Below are 19707 nucleotides of genomic sequence, written 5' to 3'. Positions count from 1 at the left end.
CGCCGGGGCCGGGCAGCGCCGGCCAGGGCGCCGTCGCGGCCAACCACCCCGACGGCGGTACGCCGAGCTGCCCGCCCCCGCCGTCCCACCGGCCTGCGTGGCCGTCCCACCGGTCTGTGTCGTCGTTCCACCGGCCTGTGTGGCCGTCCCACCGGTCTGTGCGGCCGTCCCGGCGCTCTGCGGACCCCATCGGGCCCCGTGTCTCCGCTCCCGCTCCCGGCCCTGCCCCGTCGAATGCGGTCGCCCCGGTCGTGCCTACCGAGGACGCCGCGGATCTTGGAACCGTACGGCCCCTCCAGGGGCCGTTTCCTGCCAAGATCTCGGGCGACAGTCCGCCCGCGCCGGTTGGCGGGGCGGGGCGGGAGTGGGCCGCCGCGGCACGGGTCGCCCACGCGTCCGGCACGTCCGTCAAGACGTGGGCGCGTCGGTCGCCGGCCGGCCGGGCGCCGGCGCTGCCGGCGGCCGGGTGGTGGGCAGCCAAGGTGGCGGGGCGCGTCGCGGCCGCGGACGGGGGCAGCGCCGGTCGGAGTACGGGCCAGCCGGCCGACGCCGAGGGACGGCCGACCGCCCCACCCTCTCGTTGACCGGCCCGGTTCCCGCTCGTCGACGGGTGGCCCGGGAAGCCGCCGCCGGCCGCCACCCGGCCGTCACCCGACAGGCTCCGGCCGGCTGCGCTGGTGTCGTCGCCCGGCCCGCCAGCGCCGGCTCTGCCGCCGTCGCCACCCGGCGACCCGTGCCCGCCCGGCCGGTCGTCCCCGGCCGGTGATCCGTGCCCGCCCGGCCCGTCGTTCCCCACCGGCGATGCGTGCCCGCCCGGTCGGTCGTTCCCCGCTGGTGATCCGTGCCCGCCCGGCCCGTCCGCTGCGGGCGGCCATCCGTCCTCGCCCGGCCCGTCGTTCCCCGCCGGGGATGCGTGCCCGCCCGGCCCGTCGTTCCCCGCCGGCGATGTGTGCCCGCTCGGCCGGTCGCCTCCGGTCGGCGATGCGTGCCTGCCCGGCCGGTCGTCTGCGGCCGGCCATCCCGATCCGACGGCTCCTCCCGGTAGGACGTCCTCCTGCCGGCGACGCGACCGTGCCGCTTGCCGGTCGGCGACGGCGGCACCCGTCGATTCCCACCCGCCCGCGTCGACGGGCGAGCGCCGGCCGGCCGTCGCCGCCGGGCGGTCCACAGGCGAGTAGGTGACCGGGCGGACTCCGCCGTGGTCCGTGTCGACGGGCGGCGGGGGAGCGGGGCCCACCGGGCCGAGGTCGAGGGCGAGGTCGCGCAGCAGGCCGGGGGCGTGCGCGGAGACGACTCGCAGCCAGTGTTCCGGGGGCTGGCCGGGACGGCGTGCCGCCCCGGTCCCTGCGGCGGTGGCCGGGTCACGGTCCTCGACCGGGTACCGGTCCTCGGCCGGGTACCGGTCGGCGGTCCGGTCACGGTCCTCGGCCGGGTAACGGTCGGCGGTCGGGTCACGGTCCTCGGCCGGGTACCGGTCGGCAGTCGGGTGCCGGTCCTCGGGCGGGGCGGCCAGCCCGGGCGCGGCGGAGGCGGCGTCCACCAGCCGGGCCAGCTCGCCGACCGCCGTGGCCGTCGCGCGCAGCCGGGCCGCCAGCCAGCTACGCGGTGGTCGGCGCGGCGGCACCGCCGGTCTCCAGTTCCAGGCTCTCGTAGCGCAGGGTGAGCGCCGCGATCGCGAGCTCCTGGCCGAGCGTGTTCAGGTGGGCTCCGCGCCACCTCGTCGGCCAGGCGTTGATCAGGTTCCAGCGCAGCACCTCCGACGTGCCGGCCGCGTCCAGCAGCACGATCGAGACGTTGCGTCGGCTCGTCGTGCCCCGGGCCACCGCGTACACCCAGTCCCACAGCTCCCGGGAGGCGGTGAGCCCGAAGTGCAGGGTGACCGGCGCGTACTCCACCTGGCCGGGGACCATCCGGATCCGGTCGTTGCCCTGCTCCCGGTACGGCACCCCGGGGATCGTCATCTCCAGGCCGCTGACCTCGGTGAAGTGGCCGTTGGTCACGCCGTTGACGAGGAGCTTGAAGTTGTAGGCCCGGTACGGGTCGACCGGGACGCCCGGCTGCGGGGTGGCCGTGGTCGGCATGTCAGCCTCCGATCGTCTCGGTCTCGGTGCCGCCGGCCCACTGGCTCAGCCTGAACACCACGAACTCCGCCGGCTTGACCACCGCGATGCCGATGTGGGCGACGACCATGCCGGCGTCGCGGACGTCCGCGGGGTTGGTCTCCTCGTCGCACTTGACGAAGAACGCCTCCTCGGGCGTACGCCCCAGCAGCGCGCCGTCGCGCCAGACCCGGGTGAGGAACGCGCCGATGTCGCGGCGGATGGACCGCCAGAGGGTGAAGTCGTTGGGCTCGAAGACCATCCACCGGGTGCCGTTGGCGATCGCCTGCTCGATGGCGATGCAGAGCCGGCGGACGTTCAGGTAACGCCACTCGCTCGCCTCGGCGGCCAGGGTGCGGGCGCCCCAGACCCGGATGCCCTCGCCGGGGAAGTACCGAATCACGTTGACGCCCTTGGGGTTCAGCACGTCGTGCTCGGGTCGGGTGACCAGGTGAGCGAGGTCGACGGCGCCGCGTACGGGCTCGTTGGCCGGCGCCTTGTGCACCCCGCGCAAGGCGTCCGTGCGGGCCCAGATGCCGGCCATGTGCCCGCTCGGCGGGGTGAGCACCAGCTCGCCGGTGAGCGGGTCGCGTACCCGCAACCAGGGGTGGTAGAGGGCGCCGAAGTCGGACTGCCGCGGCCGGCAGGCCGTCGGCGCCTCGTCCGCCGAGCCGGACCGGGCTCCGGAGCCTCCCGAGCCGGACCCGCCGGACCCGCCGGACCCACCCGAGCCGCCCGAGCTGCCCGAGCCGGACCCACCCGAGCCGGACCCGCCCGAGCTGCCCGAGCCGGCGGAGCCCTCGGCGGGCTTGGGCGGCTTGCCGGTGGACGGGGTCGCCACCCTGGTCAGCGCCGAGATGTCCGGGACGTCCGGGGGTGGGTCGCAGATCGCCACCATCGTCCGCATCCGCTCGGCCATGCTGAGCAGCGCTTCGTGCGCGACCGCGTCGTGGAAGCCGGGCGCGGCCAGGATGGAGACCTCGTCGACGGCCTCCAGCAGTTGCAGGCCGCCGCGCCGCTGGCCGGTGCCGGTGATCTCGCCTCCCTCGCCGACGTTGACGACCCAGCAGCGGCTGCCGCCGTTGTCGAGGAAGCCGAAGACCGCCCGGGCCAGCGGGGTGCTCTCCAGGCGGTCCCCGTTGGCGTAGAGCCGCAGGAACTCGGTCCAGTTGTTGACCGCGACGGCCCTGCCGAGCTGGGCGGTGGGGTCCGGGGCGATCCCGACGAAGGCGGCCGTGCTGGTGCTGGCCGGTCCGATCGGGCGGGCGCCGCCGGGGACCTCCTCGACGTAGATGCCGGGCGAGAAGTAGGTGGGCATCGGTCCTCCCGGTGCGGTTCGCGGCCGGCGGCGTGGGACGTCCGCCGGAACGGGGGTCAGCGGGGCGGGGGTGCGCAGACGATGACGATGTCGGGCTCGGTCGGGTCGACCTCGGCGGTGAGGACGCGCCCCCGGCCGGTGAGCCGCAGCCGTACCGGCCCGGGCCGGTCGGGGTCGTGCGGCACCCCGACGACGCGGAACCGGCCGGCCGGGTCGGTCGTGGTGGCGTACGCCGTGCCGACGACCTCGATCCGCACGGCCGCGAGCGGCTGCCGCTCGGGGCCGACCACCCGGCCGTCGAAGGCCAGCAGCTCCAGCTGCCGCAGCCGCAGCGGCCGCAGCACCGGCGGCGCCGGCGGCGTCGGGTGGGCGACCTGGGCCGGTACGTCGATGAGCAGGGCCGGCCGGGGTCCGGTGCCGAACGCCGCCCAGAGCCGCGGGTCGCCGGCCTCCAGCACGACGGCGCGCTCCCCGCCGGCGGTCGCGGCGGCGAGCACCCGGTCCAGTCCGGGTAGCGCCGCCGGCCCGCCGGCGCAGAGCAGGTAACGGACGGTGAAGCGGTACGGCTCGCGCCCGCCGCTGCCCCGGGTCTGCCGGGCCGGGCGCAGCTCCATCGGCCAGAGGGTGAGCCGGGCGGGGTCGTCGTCGGGGCGCGGTGGGCCGACCGGGACGGGTTCGCCCGCCGCCCCGGCCAGCCAGGCGGCCAGCTCGGCGGTGGCCGACTCGATCGGGCCGCGCCCCGGCGTGGTCATCGCGGCGGCGTTCCCTGGACGCGGTACGCGATGGCCTCGTTCCACACGTGCGGGTAGACGCCGATCTCGAAGTACCGGGTGAAGCGGTTGATGGGCGCGTTGGTGTGGTCGTGGTAGAGCAGCCAGACCGGGGCGATCGTGAACAGCACGTAGTTGGCGAGCACCAGCGGGATGTAGAGCGGGCCGAGGATGCGCGCCTGGAGGATGTGTACGTCCTCGTGCCGCTGGATGCCGGGGCCCGAGCCGGCGCAGACCGTGCCGATGGTGGTGGCGTACCGGGGGGAGACGCCCTCGACCACGTTGACCCGGCAGCTGTGCTGCGAGGTGGCCCGGTCCAGCGAGTGCCCGAAGAGCACGTGCGCGGCGAGGTAGACCGCGCCGACGACGGTGTTGAGCAGGCTCCAGGTGTGGTCGACGACGAAGAGGAAGACGCCCTTCGCGTCCGGGCCGTAGACCCGGGCCGAGGCGACCGCCCAGCCGAAGATCCCGCCGACGAGCAGGCCGGCGACCGCCCCGATCAGCAGCCCGACCGTGCCGCCGGCCAGTTGACCGAGGACCGCGCCGGTGGCCACGTGCGCGACGGTGCTGAGGATTCCGTAGATCATGATGGCTCCCCTCATACCCAGGAGCGGAGGATGCGGGGCTCGCGTCCCTGCGCGACTCGGGTCGAGGTCGCCTGCCGGTTGCCGGGCGGGAGCTGGTTGACGCCCAGCGCCGCGGAGAAGACGACCAGCCCGTTGAAGAACGCGATGATCCACTTCTCGGCGCCGGCGTCCGTGGCGAACGCCGCGGTGAGGTAGGACAGCGCGAGCGCGATGCCCAGCGCGATCCACTTGCGGGCCTTGTCGCCGCTCGGGCCGATCAGCCCGCCGATGACGTTGGTGGCGAGCAGCGTCGCGGCGCTCGCGCCGGTGAGGCTGCCCAGGGCGGCCCAGGTGAAGAGATCGTTCATGGCCGATCTCCCTTCGGTTGTGCGGTGGTGCGGCCGGGGTGTGGTGGTGGTGCGGCCGGCGGCTCCGGGGAGCCTCCGGCGGGCCCGGTCCGCCGCCGGGCGGCGGGCGGGAGCGGATGGGACCTCAGGCGGGCCCGGACGGGCCGGCCGCCGTGGGGTTGCCGGTCGTCGGGTCCGGCGCGGTCGCCGGGCCGGTCGCCTGGCCCGGCACGACCGGGCCGCCGGCCACCGGCGCCGTTCGCCGCTGACGCCGCAGCAGCAGTACGACCACGGCGGCGACGAGCAGCAGGAGCACCGCCGCGCCGGCCACCAGCAGCCAGGGGAACCCGCTGCCGTCGTCGCGGCTCGCGGCGGCGGAGGCCGACGGCCTCGGCGGGGCCTCCGCGAGCGCCCGCAGTTCGGTGGGCTTCTCCTGGTTGCTGCCGACCTGCCAACTGACCGACCGGCCGTTGACCGTGCCGTTGGTGTCGAGTACCCGGCCGGGGAAGGTCACCGATATCTCGAACGACATCAGTCGCATGAACGCCTGTTGATTCTGCGGATTCTGTTCGGCCACCTTCCCGCCGTATTTCTTCGGGTCGAGGGGAAGGGTGAACCGGTAGAGATCGTCCTCCCGGACGAGCCGCACGCTCTCGCTGTTGAAATCGCGCAGCGGAACGTTTCGATAGGTGATCTGGGAACCGAACAGCTTGCCGTCCTCGTATCGGGTCTCCTCACCCGCGGGGAGGGCCGGAATGTTCTGCCGCAGCTCGGCGAAGCCGGCCTCGACGGTGCGGTTTCCCGAGGTCAGCACGGTCTTTTGGGCGGTCAGCAGGAGTTGGCCGTCGACCGTGTCGTCGGCGGTGACGGTCAGCCCCAGATTCAGTTGCATGCAGCCGGTCAGCGCGGCCACCAGAACGAGACACGCCGCGACGCGGAGTGCCCTGCCGCGGATGGGTCCCGAATTCATGTGGATAGTGTGTGTGATCCGGATCACTGCGAGCAGTCAGCGATCAGTCACAACGAAGTCGCCGATCTTACCGACGCGCTGTCCCCTTCGGCCGAGGCCCGGAAACGCCGAAATGGATATCCTGAAGGTTTTGCCCGAGGGGTGCATTCCGCCTGCGGGGGCGGCCCGCCGGCTGTCCGTGCGAGCGGACCGGACGCGTCGGGTCGGGGGCGTTCGGTCAGGGCGTCTCGGGCGCGACCCGTTCGGCGGGGGCGGGTGGGGGCTCGGGCGGCCGCCAGTCCGCGTACCGGGCCATCGAGCGGAGCGAGGCACGGGCCGGGGTGAGCCGCAGCAGGGTGTCGCGCAGCGCGACCGCCGCCGGGTGGCGCAGTTGCTGTCCGAACCGCCCGGTCCGGAAGGACGCCCGGGCGACGGCCTGGCTACGGGGGCGCCGCTGGCGGTCGTACGCGGCCAGCGCCGCGGGCACCGTCCCGGCCCCGCCGGCGCACACCGCCCCCAGCGTCACCGCGTCCTCGATCGCCTGGCAGGCGCCCTGTCCCAGGTTCGGCGTCATCGCGTGCGCCGCGTCGCCGAGCAGCGCCACCCGCCCCCGCACGTACGACGGAAGTGGCGTGGCGAGGTGGTGGATGTCATTGCGGAGCACCGCCTCCGGCGGGGTGGCCGCGAGCAGCGCGGGGATCGGGTCGTGCCAGGAGCCGAAGTGCTCCCGGACGGCGGCCAGCTCGTCGGGCGCGTGCCCGCCCGGCGGGGCGGTGACGGCGCCGAACCAGTAGAGCCGCCCGTCGCCGATCGGCACCGTCCCGAACTCGGCGCCCCGGCCCCAACTGATCGCGGCTGGGACCGGCTCGGGGAAGCCGATCACCGCCCGCCAGGCGGTCGTGCCCGCGTACGCCGGGGGCGGGGTGCCGGGCCAGAGCCGGGCCCGCAGCGCGCTGCGCAGGCCGTCGGCGCCCACCACCAGGTCGGCGTGGAGGCGGGCCGGCTCGCCGTGCCGCCGGTAGCGCACCTCGCCGGCCTCCGGGTCCACGTCGGAGACCTCCGCCCCGGTGTGCACGGCCTCCGCCGGCAGCGCGTCGCGCAGTATCCCGTGCAGGGTCGACCGGTGCACGCCCAGCGCGGTGGTGCCGAGCAGCCGGGTCATCTCGTCGGCGTCCAGGCGGGACAGCCAGCGCCCGCGCGCCGTGCGGATGCCACCCGCCGCCCCGGTGTCCGAGCGCGCCCGGACCGCCGCCCCGACGCCGAGCGCGTCGAGGCCGCGCACCGCGTTCGCCATCAGGGTCAGCCCGGCGCCGACCTCGCGCAGCTCGGCGGCGCGTTCCAGCACGGTGACCCGCCAGCCCCGCCGGTGCAGCGCCAGCGCCGCGGCGAGGCCGCCGATCCCGCCCCCGACCACGACCGCGTGCGACTCGCCCATGACAGCCCGCCCTTCTACGCCTGTAGAAGGGCATACTACATCCGTAGAAACGACGCGGGGGAGGGCGTGTGGCCGGGCGGACGAACCGGGTGGCGCTGCTGGCCGACGCGGCCATCGAGCTGCTCGCCGAGGGCGGCATGCGGGCGCTGACCCACCGGGCGGTGGACACCCGCGCCGGCCTGCCGCTCGGCAGCACGTCGGCGTACCTGCGGACCCGGCAGGCGCTGATCGAGGCCGTGGTCCAGCGGCTCGCCGACCTCGACCGGGCCGACCTGGCCGGGCACGAACTGCCCACCGGGGCGCCGCCGCCCGTTCCGGGCCCCGCGCTGAGCGAGGAGGACCTCGACCGGCTCGCGGCCGGGGTGGGCGACCTGCTGGACCGCTGGCTCACCGTCGGGCGCAGCCGCACCCTCGCCCGGTACGCCTGCCTCCTGGAGGCGGTGCACCGTCCCGAGCTGCGGCGGATCCTGGGGCACGGCACCCTGCTCCGGGTCCAGGCGCGCGATCTGCTGGCCCGCGCCGGCGCCCCGGAGCCCGACCGGCGGGGCGACCAGCTCGTCGCGTTCGTCGACGGACTCCTCTTCGACCGCCTCGTCGGCGCCGGCGCCCTCACCGCCCCCACGCCCGGCACCCCGGCCAGCCGCGCCGACCTGGCCGCCGCCGTCCGGGCCCTGCTGCGCGCCCTCACGGCCGCCTGACCCCGCCGCCCCGGCCGCATGGCCGGCCACGCGTCTCGGGCAGGGTGGGGAGGCGGGCGGTCAGGAGGCGGTGAGGCGGTGGTCGCGCGGGGTGACCCCGCGGACCCGGCGGAAGGCCGTACTGAGCGCGAAGGGGCTGCCGTAGCCGACCTTGCGGGCGACCGCGCCCAGGGTGGCGTCCGGCTCGCGGAGCAGGTCGGCGGCGAGCGCCAGCCGCCACCCGGTGAGGAACGTCATCGGCGGCTCGCCGACCAGCTCGGTGAACCGGCGGGCCAGCGCCGCCCGGGAGACGCCCACCTCGGCCGCGAGGGAGGCGACCGTCCACTGCCGCGCCGGGTCGTTCTGCAGCAGCCGCAGCGCCGGGCCGACCACCGGATCGGCGGCGGCGACGTACCAGGCGGGGGCGGCGCCGGGGCGGGCGAACCAGGTACGCAGCGCGGCGATCAGCACCAGGTCGAGCAGCCGGTCGAGGACCGCCTCCTGGCCGGGCGCGTCCCGGGTGACCTCCTCGGCGAGCAGGGGCACCAGCGGGCTGCGCCACTCCTCGCCGCCGACGACGAGCAGCGGCGGCAGGGCGGTGAGCAGCCGCCGGCTCAGCTCCCCCGGGAGCTGGTAGGTGCCGGTCAGCAGCACGGTGGCGCCGTCCGTGCCGGTGCCCCAGGTGCGTACGCCCAGCGCCATCGTCTCGGCCAGCGGCTCCCCGCGCAGCGTGGTGCACCGCTGCCCGGGGTGGATGACCACCTGCGGCGGGGTGGCCGGGTCGTCCGCCACGAGGTAGCCGTCGGGCCCGCGCAGCACCGCCACGTCCCCCGGCCCCAGGCGGTGCGGCGCGCCGTCGTCGGGGACCACCCAGGCCGCCCCGCGGACCAGGGCGACCACGGTCAGCGGGGCGCGGTCCTCGATGCGCAGCGCGAACGGCGGGTCCAGCAGCGACCGGAGCAGGAAGGCGCCTCGGGCGCGGGGCCCGTCGAGCAGCCCGGTGAGCGGGTCCATCCCGCGAGCGTAGACGAACGCGCATGGCTCGAGGCGCGTGCGCCATCCGGCGTCTCGATCACGACCACTCCGAGGCCAACGGGAGGCGGTGGACCGGGGCGCCGACAGCGCGGTGCTCGCCGTCGCACAGCGAACGTCTCGACGACCGAGGTCAGGCACGGGGTCCGAGGAAGAGTCCACCGCTCGCGTCGATGACCTGCCCGGTGATCCAGCGCGCGGCGTCGGAGGCGAGGAACGCGACGACGTCGGCGACGTCGTCGGGGCCGCCGAGGCGATCGAGTGCCGTCATCCCGGCGATGAGTTCGGCCAGGCCCGGCGCTTCGAAGGCCGCTCCGTTGGTCGCCGTCCGGGTGGCGCCGGGAGCAACCGCGTTCACCGTGATCTGCCGGGCCCCGAGCTGGTTGGCCAGGGTCATGCTCATCGTCTCGACCGCGCCCTTCGTCATGGCGAAGGACGTCTGGGTGGGGTTGGCCATCCGGGTCGCCACGGACGAGATCGTGACGATGCGGCCGCCGTCGCGGAGTAGTGGCAGTGCTCGCTGGATGATGAAGTACGGCGCTCGCACGTTCACCGCGAAGAGGTGGTCGAACTCCGTCCGCGTCGTGGCTCCGAGCGGGCCGGCGGGCCCAGCCGCCGCGTTGTTGACGAGTATGTCGAGCGGCCGCCCGGCCAGGCCGTCCTCGACTGCCGCGAAGAGGGTCTCGACGTCGTCGTCCACGCCCAACTCGGCCCTGACGGCGAGCGCGGTTCCACCGGCACGTTCGATCTCGTCGACCGTCGCCGTCGCGCCGTCCCTGTCCGTGCCGAAGTGTACGAAGACCGCTGCCCCCGCTGCCGCCAGCCGGGCCGCGATCGCCCGCCCGATGCCGCGCGACGCTCCGGTCACGAGAGCCGTCCTGCCGGTCAGGTCGCCCATGCCAACCACCTCCACGATGTGAGTCACTACCGAACTGGTAGTGACTATCATTGAGGTAGTGTCTATCACATGTCCGATCAGCACTCGACCCTGCGCGCGCACCGGCGAGCCGAGACGCAGCGCGCGATCCAGGCGCACGCGGTGCGGCTCTTCGCCGAGCGTGGATACGACGCCACGACCGTGGCCGACATCGCCGCAGCCGCGGGTGTATCCCCGATGACCGTCTATCGGCACTTCCCCACCAAAGAGGACCTCGTGCTCATCGACCAGCACGGCCGGCTTGTCGCCGAGCGGGTCGCCGCGTCACCCGCCGCGCAACCCCTGGTCCGTCGCATCGGCGGCGCGCTCGTCGACTCGGCCGCCGCGTTGACCGGTGGCCGCCAGGGGGCCGACCTGACCGCGAACGAGCAGTTCCTGCTCGCCCGCCTCCGGCTCATGATCTCGACGCCGGCCCTGCGGGCCCGGCACCTGGACAACCACTACGCCCTCCAGCAGGCCATCGTCGGCGCCCTCGCGCGCGACGCCACCGATCCGGACACGGTGTTCCGCATCCGAGCGGCGGCCAGCGCCTGCCTGGCCGCCATGCACACGGCACTGGTGCGCTGGGCCGAGGACGACGGACGGACCGAGCTACCCGACCTGATCGCCAAGGCGCTCGCCGCCGCCTTCGGCGACGACACCCACGGCGCCGGCCCGAACGCGTGAGAAGGCCCCGGGGGGTATGCCGTGACGTCCCTTCCGCGCACTGTCTCAGGCGTGGGCCGGCGGGGTCACTCGGCGACCGTCAGCCAGTCCGCGGCGCGGTGCCGGATGTCGGCGGGCACCTCGTGCGGGCCCGGGAACTCGTCGTAGGTGACGTCGTAGCCGAGCGAACGCAGCCGGGGCACCAGGCGGCGGCTGCACACGTCGACCGGCAGGACCGGGTCCGCCGCACCGTGCGAGACGTAGACCCGGGGCCGGCCGTGCGTCATCAGCGGCGCGGCGAAACCGGGGGAGAAGGCCACCACCGCGTCGACCAGGTCGCCGTTGGTCAGGCCCAGGGAGAGCGCGTACGAGGCGCCGTCGGAGAACCCGCCGAACGCCACCTGCCCGACCGGGTAACCGGCGAAGACCGTGGCGAGCAGCCCGTCGATCCGCCGGACGTCCACCCCGAAGCCCTCCACGATCAGATCCCAGCTGCTCGACGCCGCCTGCGGCGCCACCAGCAGCAGCCGGTGCGCGTCGGCGACGGGCAGCAGCAGGTCCAGGCCCTGCCGGGCCGAGCCGCCGGCTCCGTGCAGGAGCAGCACCAGCCGGTACGGTCGGTCGGCGGCCGGCTCCGGGGCGTACACCATCGCCAGCGGCCCGCCCTCGGCGTCGGTCAGGGTGACCATCCCGGTGGCCGCCCGGGTGGTCGGCGGCGCCGGACGCGCGGTGAGCCGGCCGTGTCGCGGGTTCTCCTCCGGCTGCCGGTGCGGCGCGGCGGGTTCGGCCACGGGATCACCGCTCCTCGTCCTCGGCGGGCATGCGCCGGCGGTTACCCCGCTGCCCGGCGGTTAACCCCGCCGGCGGGGACCCGGCGGCGCGGCCTCCCCGGGCCGCTCAGCCGCTGACCCGGCGGACCAGCCGGGACGGGAACACCGTCGCCGGCGGCACCGGCCGCCCGGCCAGCACGGCGGTCGCCGCCGCCGTGGCGATCTGCGCCACGGGGTGGGTCGCCGTGGTCAGCGCGGGAGTGGTCATGGCGGCGAGCGGGATGTCGTCGAAGCCGGTCACCGCGACGTCCCCGGGCACCTGGACGCCGCCGCCGCGCAGCCCGTCGATCACCCCGAGCGCGGTCGCGTCGCTGCTGCCGACGATCGCGTCGGTGTCCGGCCAACGCGCCAGCACCTCCGCGGCCGCCGCCCGGCCGCGGACCGCGCTGAAGTCCCCCCGCACCAGCCGCACCGGCAGACCCGCGTCGCGCACCACCCGTCGGTACGCGCCGACCGAACGGCCGGCGCAGGACAGCCAGCGGGGACCGGTCACCATCGCGATACGGCGGCGACCGGTGGCGTACAGGTGCCGGACCACGGCCTCCGTGCCGCCACCGTTGTCCACGTCGAAGGCGGGCACGAGGGCCGAGCCGATGCCGATCGAGGCCACCCGGCCGCGCAGCGCCGCCGGAACCGCGTCGAGCACCGCCTCGGTGGTGTTGACCAGGACGATCCCGCCCACGCTGCGGTCCTCGGCCAGCCGGCGGAGCCCGCCCGGCGACCGGGTGGGCAGCCAGTGCAGCGCGACCCCGAGCCCGTGCGGCGCGCAGACCCGCGCGGCCGCGCCGAGCACCCGGTCGACGTACGGGTCGTCGAGAACCGTCGGGGCGGTGCCGGACACCACGACCACCAGCCGGACCCCGGTGCCCCGGACCAGCGCGCGGGCGGCCAGGTTCGGTGCGTACCCGAGCCGGTCGGCGGCGGCGGTCACCCGGTCGCGGGCGGCGGGCGAGGCGTAGCCCGTCCCCGCGATCACCCGCGAGGCGGTGGCCCGGGAGACCCCCGCCGCCAGGGCGACGTCGTTCAGGGTCGGTGGTCGGTGTGCCGTCGTCATTCCTGTCCTCCCCGTGACCGGCCGTTCTGGGCGCGGCCGGCCGTCGCATCATCCTCCTGCCGGGCCGCCGACCGTAAGGGGCGGAACCGGGTTGTCCTGATAGCGCTCTCAGGTGTGCGATCGAGCGGTAGGCCGCCAGAGGCGAGAGGACATCACCGTGAGCCGCTCCACCGTCCCGACCACCGCGCCGACCCCGGCGGCCGTGCCCCGGGCCGTGCTGGCCGCCCGCACCGGCGTGGCCGTGGTGTTCGCGCTCAACGGCCTGGCGGTGGCCACCTGGTTCTCCCGGGTGCCCGCCGTGCGGGACGCGCTCGGGCTCAGCGCGGGGCGGCTCGGACTGCTCCTGCTCGCCATGTCCGTCGGCGCCCTGCTCGCGATGCCCACCGCCGGCCTGGTGGCCCAGCGGCTCGGGGCGGCCCGCACGGTGGCCCTCGGCAGCCTGCTCGTCGCGGCCGGGCTGGCCGCGGCCGGGGTGGCCGCCCCGGCGGGTTCGCTGGTCGGGGTCGCGGTGGCGCTGTGCGCCCTCGGCTACGGCTCCGGCATCTGCGACGTCGCCATGAACGTCGAGGGTGCGGCGGTCGAGCGGCGGCTGGGGCGCACGATCATGCCGCGCTTCCACGCCGCGTGGAGCCTCGGTTCCGTGGCCGGCGCCGGGTTGGGCGCCGGGGCCGCCCGCCTCGACCTGCCGGTCGCCGCCCACCTCGCCGCGCTGGCGGCGGTGGTGCTCTGCGGCACGCTGCTGGCCGTCCGGTCGTTCCTGCCGGCGGCCGAGAGCGGCACCGCCGCCGCGGCGGCCGCCCCGGCCGAACGCCGCCGCGACCTGCTCGCCGCCTGGCGGGAGCCGCGCACCCTGCTCATCGGCCTGCTGGTGCTGGTGTCGGCGTTCGCCGAGGGCAGCGCCAACGACTGGCTCGCCGTCGCCTTCATCGACGGCCACCACCTCAGCGAGGCGGCCGGGGCCGCCGTCTTCGGCGTCTTCGTCGTCGGCATGACGCTCGGCCGCACCGTGGGCACCGTCGCGCTGGACCGGTGGGGCCGGGTGCCCGTGCTGTCCGGCACGATCCTGCTCGCCACGGTCGGCGCGGGCGTGGCGGTGCTCGCCGGCTCCGGGCCGGTGGCGGTCGTCGGCGTCGCGCTCTGGGGGATCGGCGCGTCGCTGGGCTTCCCGGTCGGGATGAGCGCGGCGGCCGACGACGAGCGGTGGGCGCCGGCCCGGGTCAGTGTGGTCGCCGTGATCGGCTACACCGCCTTCCTCGCCGGCCCGCCGCTGCTCGGCCTGCTCGGCGACCGGGTCGGCACGCTGCACGCCCTGCTCGTGGTGCCGGTGCTGCTGCTGCCCACCCTCGCCCTGGTGCCGGCCACCCGCCCGCCGGCGCGCTGACGCCACGGGCACACAGGGCGCCCGCCCGCCGGCGCGCCGACGCCGCGGGCGCAGGGCACTCACACCCGGCTCGCAGCCGCCTCCCAGACAGCGGTGCTGCACTGGGGGAGGACGCCGAGGAGAGGGGAGCGGGGGATGGGCTGGTTCAGTCGGCGGTCGCGCGGCACCGACGCGGCGCCCACGAAGCTCGACCGGGAGGCGACCTGGGAGGACCTGGCCGCGCTGGAGGCGTTCGTGACCAGCCGCCGGGGCGTGGAGTTCTACCTGGAGCCGGAGACCACGGCGACCGACACCACCGTGGTGGCGATCGCCCACGACGGCGAGTGGATCCGCCGCCGCACCGGCTCGCCGCGCGCCGCCGGGTCGATCGCCCGCAAGCACGCGGTGCCGTTGTACGAGGCCGCCCGCACCGGCTACCCGGAGCGCATGCGGGCCTGGAACCGGGCCCACCCGGAGCGCCGCGCCCGCTGACCCGGTCTCCGGCCCACCCGGAGCGCCGCGCCCGGCGACCCGGTCTCGGCACGGGCGCGCCCGGTCACGCCCCGGCGGCCACCGCCTCGCGGGCCTCGGCCAGGGCCATCGGCGGAGCGTGGCTGGAGACGTACCAGTCGACGTCGTCGGTCAGCAGGCGGCGTACCAGGGCCAGGTCGGGCCGGTCGTCGGGGGTGCGCAGGTGCGCCGGCGGCGGGTAGTAGCAGTCGCCGAGCAGCAGCACGCCCGAGTCCGGCACCGCCACCACCGTCGAGTCCGGCGCGTGGGCGCCCCCGACGTGCGTCGCGGTGACGCCCACCGGGAGTTCCAGCGCGTCCGTGAACGTCCGGGTCGGCGGCAGCACCGCGAAGTCGTCCCACGAGTCGACCGCCAGCGCCCGGGCCCGGAAGCTGGGGCCGAGCCGTGGGTTCGCCCGCACCTGCTCGCGCAGGTACCGGTGGCTCCACGGCCGGGCGGCCTCCTCGCGCAGCAGCCGCTCGCCGGCGACGTGGCCGATAATCTCCACCTCGGGCCAGGCGCAGGCGCCCCAGACATGGTCCCAGTGGTGGTGGGTGTAGACCAGCCAGCGCGGCAGCGGCAGCCCGGCGGCGCGCAGGGCGGCCTGGATCTCCCGGGCGTGCGCGGGGCTCTGCCCGGCGTCGACCAGCACGCTGCCGCGCTCGTCGGCGACCAGCGCGACGCCGGCCTGCACGCTGGCCGGATCCGGGTCGCCGGGGCAGAGCCAGACGCGCCCGGCCAGGTGCTGGAAAGCCATGTCGACGATGACGCGCCCCCTTCCCGTCGACGGTGGACATCCGCCCACCGCCGCCGTTGATCATAGGCCCGGCCCCCGGGCCCTCCGGATCGCGCCCTACGCTGGAGTTCCAAGACTTCCGTTCCTCGCCCGGCAACCGGTTTGCGCGCGGTCGACCCGATCGGCCACGCTCTTGCCCGTGCCCTCTGCCTCGACCACCCGCCGCGTGCTCGCCGTGTCGGTCATCGCGTCGCTCACCCTCACCGGCTGTCAGGTCCTCGACGACGCCGACCCAGCGCTCGGGCAAGCCGAGCGGACGCTCGACCTGGCTGACGACCTGGCGGCCCTCCTGAACCGGACGATGGAGCTGACGTACTCCGCCGACTACCTGCTCGCCGGCGGCCAGACCGCCACCATCGCCCAGACGCAGGACCCGGCCCGCTCCACCTACACCTGGCCCGGCGGCAGGCTGATCGTCACCTGGCAGGCCACGACCCACTGCGAAACCGCCGCCGGCCGGGCCACCTGCACCCTGAAGGCCCCGCCCGTGCCCGACGTGTTGAACACGAACACGCCGATGACGGTCCTGCACGCCGAGACGAAGCGACGAGGGCTCGTCGCGCCGCTGTTCGTCATGCAGATGCTGACCGATGCCGCGCTGGACCCCGACGCGGTTGTCACCCGACGCAGCACCACCCTCGCCGGCCACCGCGCCACCTGTTTCGACGTGCGGCGGTCCGCCGACGACTTCACCGCCTGCATGACCGCGGAGGGGGCGCTGGGTAGCTTCAGCGGCCAGGTCGACGGCAAGCCCGTCGAGCTGACCCTGACCCGCTACCACGAGACGGTCGACGACAGCGCGTTCGACCTGCCGGCTGGCGCAGCCGTGGTGGACGGCCGGACCGCCACCTCGTGACCGATCGACCGGGTTCCCCCGTCGACGGTGGACATCCGCCCACCGCCGCCGTCAGGCGCGGCCGAGTCGCACGAGCCGCGCCACGAGCACGGCGGCGCACCCGAGCGTCGCGGTGACCAGCAGCACCATGAACGTCGGATAGATGTACGCCACCTGGATCCAGGCGACGTCGCGGCCCCGGTAGAGCCAGCCGACCACCCGGTGGACCGAGGCGAGCAGCAGCGGCGGTGCGAGCAGGGGGAGCAGCCGCACCAGCGTCCAGAGGCGTACCGTCCGGCCGGCGGCCCAGCGGCGCGACCGGCGCACGCCCCAACCGGCGAGTACGGCGGCGGCGACCGCCAACGCCAGCAGCACCGCGTCGACGGCCACGAGCGGCGTGCCGGCCGAGGGCGCAGGCGCTCCCTCGACCAGCGCGACGAGTCGCTCGGCGAGGGCCGACGCGTGGCCGTACGCCAGCCCGGTGTTCGCCATGACCGCGATCCCGTGGCCGGACGCGGGCAGCAGCGCCTGGTACGCCGTCGAGGTGAACAGGTCGCCGCTGTGCGCGACCATCGGCGCCCCCGACGCGGTCTTCTCGACGAACCAGCCGAGGGCGTAGGAGCCGGAGACCGCGGAGGGGCGGTGCAGCGTGGCGAGGCCCGTGGGCGAGACGACCGCGGTGCCGTCCGGGCCGCGACCCTGGTTGCCGTGGGCGATCAGCCACGCGGCCATGTCGTGCGCGGAACTGAGCACCCCGCCGGAGCCGTTGCCGAACGCCGGCGGCTCGGGCAGGGCGACCGGCCTGCCCAGGATCATGAGGTGGCCGCGCGCGCTCGACGGCATCTCGCGGGCCACGTCGAGGGTGCGGCTGTCGGTCATGCCGAGCGGCGCGAAGACCCGCGTCCGCAGATACTCGTCGAACGGCAGCCCGCTGACCACCTCCACCAGGCGCGCGGCCACCTGGAAGTTCGGGTTGTGGTACTCCCATCTCGTGCCGGGGTCGGCGGCCAGCCGCGCCGTACGCATCCCCGCCACCGCCTCCCGCAGCGAACCCGGCTGCCGCCTGCTGAAGGCGGGAAACGTCGTGTCGGACATGCCGGAGGTCTGGTCCAGCAGTTGCCGCACGGTGATCCCGGCCGCGCGGGGGTCGGCCATCGTGAACTCGGGCAGGTGCCGGTGGACCGGGCCGTCGAGCTGGACCCGGCCCGCCTCCACCAGCTGCAGCACCGCGAGGGCGGTGAACGACTTGCTCACCGACGCGACGGCCATCGGGGTGTGCGCGGTGACCGGGTCGCCGGCCGGGGTGTGGCCGTACCCGGCGGCGTGCACCACCGCCGTCCCCCGGGTGACGGCGACCGCGACGCCGGGCAGGCCGGTCTCCTCGCGGTACTTGCGGACCAGGGTGTCGACGGCGGCGGCGTCGATCCCCGCCGGAGGGCCGACCGGCGGCGCCGGGGTCGGCGCGGCGGCGAGCGCCACCGCACCCGCCAGGACGAGAAGTCGCGTGATCATGAACGGAGTCTCGGCCGCCCGGGCGTCCCCGCACATCGGACCGCGGTCGGGAGCGGGCATCGGACCGTGGTCCGATGCCCGGCGCCGCACCCGTGGATACGGTGTCCCCGTGGTCACCTGGGGACGGCTCGGGCCGCGGCGGCTGACGGCGCTCGACGCGCTGCCGGGGGTCGCCCTCGTGCTCCTGACGGCGGTCCGGACGCCCGCGCCGCTCGCCGTGGGCCTGGCCCTGCTGTTCGGGCCGCCGCTGGCCGTCCGCCGCCGCCGGCCGGTGCCGGTGCTCGTCGTCGTGGCGATCGCCGGGTCGGTGGCGGCCGCCGTCGGCACCGCCGGTGAGGCCGTGGTGTTCGCGATCGCGTACGCGCTCTGGCCGGTCGCCCTGTCGGCCCCCACCCGGCGGGCCGTGTCGGCGCTCGCCGGGGTCATCGCGGCCGTCACGGCCGCGGCAGTGGTGGGCGCGACGGTCCCCGGACTGCCGGTCATCCCGACCCCGGCGGGGCAGGAGTCGTTCACCGCCACCCCGGTGCCGGTCCTGCTCTACGCCGCGACCGTCCTCGCCGGCTCCTGGGCGCTGGCCCGCGCCGTACGCGCCCGGCGGCGGCACGCCGCCCAGGTCGCCGAGCTGCGCGCCGGCCGGGCGGTGGCCGAGGAACGGCTGCGCATCGCCCGCGACATCCACGACGTGGTCGGGCACAGCCTCAGCCTCATCGCGATGAAGGCGGCGGTCGCGAACCACCTCGCGGAGAGCCATCCCGGACAGGGCCGGGCGGCGCTGGCGGCGATCGAGCGGGTCAGCCGGACGGCCCTCGACGACGTCCGGGTCGTGCTCGGCGCCCTGCGCGACCCCGCCGACACCGCACCGAGCTTCACCGAACTCGACCGGCTGGTCGGGGACGTCCGTGCCGCCGGCGTCACCGTCGACGTCGACCGGGCGGCCGACCTGTCGCGGGTGCCGGCGGCCGTGCAGGCCTCGGCGTACCGCATCGCGCAGGAGGCGCTCACCAACGTGCTGCGCCACGCCGGCCCGGCCCGCTGCCGGCTCACCGTCGCGACCGAGCCCGGGGTGCTGAGCGTCGCCGTCGTCGACGACGGACGGGCAGGGCGCCCCGTCGGGCCGCCCGGCCACGGCCTGCGGGGGATGCGCGAACGGGCGGCGATGCACGGCGGCACCCTGGAGGCCGGCCGCGCGCCCGGCGGCGGGTTCGCCGTCCGCGCCCGGCTGCCGTTCACCCCGGCGGTGCCGGACGATGGGTGAGCCGGTGCGCGTGCTCCTGGCCGACGACGAGGCGTTGCTGCGCGGCACCCTCCGCCTGCTGGTCGACGCCACCCCCGGCATGACGGTGGTGGCCGAGGCGGGCACCGGGCGCGAGGCCGTCGAGCTCGCGAGGACACACTCGCCCGACGTGGTCCTGATGGACGTCAGGATGCCCGAAATGGACGGCATCACCGCCACCGGGCAGGTCACCGCTGGCCGGGACGCGCCCCGGGTGCTCGTCCTCACCACGTTCGACCTCGACGAGTACGTGTACCGGGCGCTGCGGGCCGGGGCGAGCGGCTTCCTGCTCAAGGACACCCCACCCGTACGGCTGCTCGACGCGATCAGGGTGGTCGCCGCGGGCGAGGCGTTGCTGGCCCCGAGCGTCACCCGCCGGCTCATCGCCGAGTTCGTCCGCATGCCGGCGGCGCGGCGGGCGCCGGGAAGGCTCGACGGGGTGACTCCGCGGGAACGGGACGTGTTGACGTTGATCACCCGTGGGCTCTCCAACGCCGAGATCGAGCAGCACCTGCACCTCAGCCGGGGCACCGTCAAGACGCACATCGGCCGCCTGATGACGAAGCTGGCCGCCCGTGACCGGGCGCAACTGGTGATCGCGGGCTACGAATCGGGGCTCGCCGACCGGTGAGAAGTGGCATCGGCAGCCGTGAACGCCGCGACCCGCGCCGGCGACGGTGGCCGGATCCCCGTACGCCGGAGCACCCCTGGTGGGAAGGCGGAACGACCCCGGTACGCCCGGCGGGGGCGGGGGCGGCCCCG

Annotated in this window: 20 protein-coding genes; 7 read left to right on the top strand and 13 right to left on the bottom strand. The window is 75.9% G+C overall.

Annotation, left to right across the window (positions count from 1 at the left end):
- Positions 1–1598: 1598 nt before the first annotated feature.
- From ACSNOB_RS27425 to ACSNOB_RS27395, 7 genes are all read right to left on the bottom strand, one after another.
- Entirely contained in the window at positions 1599–2081 is a 483-nt protein-coding gene (locus tag ACSNOB_RS27425; protein ID WP_393108868.1) for a phage tail protein, read from the bottom strand.
- 1 nt (position 2082) lies between these two features.
- Positions 2083–3417 (bottom strand): phage tail sheath family protein, encoded by a 1335-nt coding sequence (locus tag ACSNOB_RS27420; RefSeq protein WP_436689718.1) that lies wholly within the window; start codon positions 3415–3417, stop codon positions 2083–2085.
- Between the two features lie 56 nt (positions 3418–3473).
- Positions 3474–4169 (bottom strand): carboxypeptidase-like regulatory domain-containing protein, encoded by a 696-nt coding sequence (locus tag ACSNOB_RS27415; protein WP_436689716.1) that lies wholly within the window; start codon positions 4167–4169, stop codon positions 3474–3476.
- Positions 4166–4774, bottom strand: a complete 609-nt coding sequence (locus ACSNOB_RS27410; protein WP_393108874.1) for a glycine zipper family protein — start codon at positions 4772–4774, stop codon at positions 4166–4168. The genes ACSNOB_RS27415 and ACSNOB_RS27410 overlap by 4 nt, the downstream gene beginning before the upstream one ends.
- 11 nt (positions 4775–4785) lie before the next feature.
- Positions 4786–5121 carry a hypothetical protein gene (locus ACSNOB_RS27405; RefSeq protein ID WP_436689714.1) on the bottom strand — a complete coding sequence of 112 codons (336 nt, stop codon included), beginning with the start codon at positions 5119–5121 and terminating at the stop codon, positions 4786–4788.
- 124 nt (positions 5122–5245) lie between these two features.
- Positions 5246–6070, bottom strand: coding sequence for an LppM family (lipo)protein (locus ACSNOB_RS27400; protein ID WP_436689712.1), 825 nt, complete (start codon positions 6068–6070; stop codon positions 5246–5248).
- Positions 6071–6287: 217 nt separating this feature from the next.
- Positions 6288–7484 (bottom strand): FAD-dependent oxidoreductase, encoded by a 1197-nt coding sequence (locus tag ACSNOB_RS27395; protein WP_436689710.1) that lies wholly within the window; start codon positions 7482–7484, stop codon positions 6288–6290.
- Positions 7485–7552: 68 nt separating this feature from the next.
- On the opposite strand from ACSNOB_RS27395, the gene ACSNOB_RS27390 reads away from it, so the two are divergent.
- Complete coding sequence (locus ACSNOB_RS27390) at positions 7553–8182, top strand: TetR/AcrR family transcriptional regulator (RefSeq protein WP_436689708.1); 630 nt, start codon at positions 7553–7555, stop codon at positions 8180–8182.
- Between the two features lie 60 nt (positions 8183–8242).
- Here ACSNOB_RS27390 and ACSNOB_RS27385 read toward each other — a convergent pair whose 3' ends face one another.
- Together ACSNOB_RS27385 and ACSNOB_RS27380 are read right to left on the bottom strand one after the other, a co-directional pair.
- Positions 8243–9175, bottom strand: a complete 933-nt coding sequence (locus tag ACSNOB_RS27385) for an AraC family transcriptional regulator (RefSeq protein WP_436689706.1) — start codon at positions 9173–9175, stop codon at positions 8243–8245.
- Between the two features lie 151 nt (positions 9176–9326).
- Positions 9327–10175, bottom strand: a complete 849-nt coding sequence (locus tag ACSNOB_RS27380; RefSeq protein WP_436689704.1) for an SDR family oxidoreductase — start codon at positions 10173–10175, stop codon at positions 9327–9329.
- Here ACSNOB_RS27380 and ACSNOB_RS27375 point away from each other — a divergent pair.
- Entirely contained in the window at positions 10161–10796 is a 636-nt protein-coding gene (locus tag ACSNOB_RS27375) for a TetR/AcrR family transcriptional regulator (protein WP_436689702.1), read from the top strand. The two genes, ACSNOB_RS27380 and ACSNOB_RS27375, sit on opposite strands and share 15 nt — an antisense overlap.
- Positions 10797–10861: 65 nt before the next feature.
- Here ACSNOB_RS27375 and ACSNOB_RS27370 read toward each other — a convergent pair whose 3' ends face one another.
- A complete protein-coding gene (locus ACSNOB_RS27370; RefSeq protein WP_436689700.1) occupies positions 10862–11566 on the bottom strand; it encodes an alpha/beta hydrolase in 705 nt (234 codons plus the stop codon).
- Between the two features lie 106 nt (positions 11567–11672).
- On the bottom strand, positions 11673–12659 hold the full coding sequence (locus ACSNOB_RS27365) for a LacI family DNA-binding transcriptional regulator (protein ID WP_436689698.1): 987 nt from the start codon (positions 12657–12659) through the stop codon (positions 11673–11675).
- A gap of 157 nt (positions 12660–12816) precedes the next feature.
- On the opposite strand from ACSNOB_RS27365, the gene ACSNOB_RS27360 reads away from it, so the two are divergent.
- Positions 12817–14040 (top strand): MFS transporter, encoded by a 1224-nt coding sequence (locus ACSNOB_RS27360; protein WP_436689696.1) that lies wholly within the window; start codon positions 12817–12819, stop codon positions 14038–14040.
- 135 nt (positions 14041–14175) lie between these two features.
- Positions 14176–14511 carry a hypothetical protein gene (locus ACSNOB_RS27355; RefSeq protein ID WP_436689694.1) on the top strand — a complete coding sequence of 112 codons (336 nt, stop codon included), beginning with the start codon at positions 14176–14178 and terminating at the stop codon, positions 14509–14511.
- A 64-nt stretch (positions 14512–14575) separates the two neighbouring features.
- Here ACSNOB_RS27355 and ACSNOB_RS27350 read toward each other — a convergent pair whose 3' ends face one another.
- Positions 14576–15286: an MBL fold metallo-hydrolase gene (locus ACSNOB_RS27350; protein ID WP_436689692.1), complete on the bottom strand. Its 711-nt coding sequence runs from the start codon at positions 15284–15286 to the stop codon at positions 14576–14578.
- Between the two features lie 178 nt (positions 15287–15464).
- On the opposite strand from ACSNOB_RS27350, the gene ACSNOB_RS27345 reads away from it, so the two are divergent.
- On the top strand, positions 15465–16181 hold the full coding sequence (locus ACSNOB_RS27345) for a hypothetical protein (RefSeq protein ID WP_436689690.1): 717 nt from the start codon (positions 15465–15467) through the stop codon (positions 16179–16181).
- Positions 16182–16232: 51 nt separating this feature from the next.
- On the opposite strand, the gene ACSNOB_RS27340 is transcribed toward ACSNOB_RS27345, so the two are convergent.
- Entirely contained in the window at positions 16233–17672 is a 1440-nt protein-coding gene (locus tag ACSNOB_RS27340) for a serine hydrolase domain-containing protein (RefSeq protein WP_436689688.1), read from the bottom strand.
- Between the two features lie 109 nt (positions 17673–17781).
- Here ACSNOB_RS27340 and ACSNOB_RS27335 point away from each other — a divergent pair, with 109 nt between their 5' ends.
- A complete protein-coding gene (locus ACSNOB_RS27335) occupies positions 17782–18927 on the top strand; it encodes a sensor histidine kinase (RefSeq protein WP_436689686.1) in 1146 nt (381 codons plus the stop codon).
- The gene (locus tag ACSNOB_RS27330; protein WP_436689684.1) at positions 18920–19576 is read left to right on the top strand and encodes a response regulator; all 657 of its coding nucleotides are present in this window, start codon (positions 18920–18922) and stop codon (positions 19574–19576) included. Before ACSNOB_RS27335 ends, ACSNOB_RS27330 begins: the two co-directional genes overlap by 8 nt.
- Positions 19577–19707 lie beyond the last annotated feature (131 nt).

The organism is Micromonospora sp. URMC 106 (assembly GCF_051386395.1).
Lineage (GTDB): Bacteria > Actinomycetota > Actinomycetes > Mycobacteriales > Micromonosporaceae > Micromonospora.
This window is presented reverse-complemented; position numbering and strand designations above follow the sequence as displayed.

Coding starts and splice junctions, on each gene's coding strand:
- ACSNOB_RS27415 (WP_436689716.1), bottom strand. CDS start 4,169: ATGACCACGCCGGGGCGCGGCCCGATCGAGTCGGCCACCGCCGAGCTG.
- ACSNOB_RS27330 (WP_436689684.1), top strand. CDS start 18,920: ATGGGTGAGCCGGTGCGCGTGCTCCTGGCCGACGACGAGGCGTTGCTG.
- ACSNOB_RS27395 (WP_436689710.1), bottom strand. CDS start 7,484: ATGGGCGAGTCGCACGCGGTCGTGGTCGGGGGCGGGATCGGCGGCCTC.
- ACSNOB_RS27425 (WP_393108868.1), bottom strand. CDS start 2,081: ATGCCGACCACGGCCACCCCGCAGCCGGGCGTCCCGGTCGACCCGTAC.
- ACSNOB_RS27420 (WP_436689718.1), bottom strand. CDS start 3,417: ATGCCCACCTACTTCTCGCCCGGCATCTACGTCGAGGAGGTCCCCGGC.
- ACSNOB_RS27385 (WP_436689706.1), bottom strand. CDS start 9,175: ATGGACCCGCTCACCGGGCTGCTCGACGGGCCCCGCGCCCGAGGCGCC.
- ACSNOB_RS27410 (WP_393108874.1), bottom strand. CDS start 4,774: ATGATCTACGGAATCCTCAGCACCGTCGCGCACGTGGCCACCGGCGCG.
- ACSNOB_RS27405 (WP_436689714.1), bottom strand. CDS start 5,121: ATGAACGATCTCTTCACCTGGGCCGCCCTGGGCAGCCTCACCGGCGCG.
- ACSNOB_RS27350 (WP_436689692.1), bottom strand. CDS start 15,286: ATGGCTTTCCAGCACCTGGCCGGGCGCGTCTGGCTCTGCCCCGGCGAC.
- ACSNOB_RS27400 (WP_436689712.1), bottom strand. CDS start 6,070: ATGAATTCGGGACCCATCCGCGGCAGGGCACTCCGCGTCGCGGCGTGT.
- ACSNOB_RS27375 (WP_436689702.1), top strand. CDS start 10,161: ATGTCCGATCAGCACTCGACCCTGCGCGCGCACCGGCGAGCCGAGACG.
- ACSNOB_RS27340 (WP_436689688.1), bottom strand. CDS start 17,672: ATGATCACGCGACTTCTCGTCCTGGCGGGTGCGGTGGCGCTCGCCGCC.
- ACSNOB_RS27365 (WP_436689698.1), bottom strand. CDS start 12,659: ATGACGACGGCACACCGACCACCGACCCTGAACGACGTCGCCCTGGCG.
- ACSNOB_RS27355 (WP_436689694.1), top strand. CDS start 14,176: ATGGGCTGGTTCAGTCGGCGGTCGCGCGGCACCGACGCGGCGCCCACG.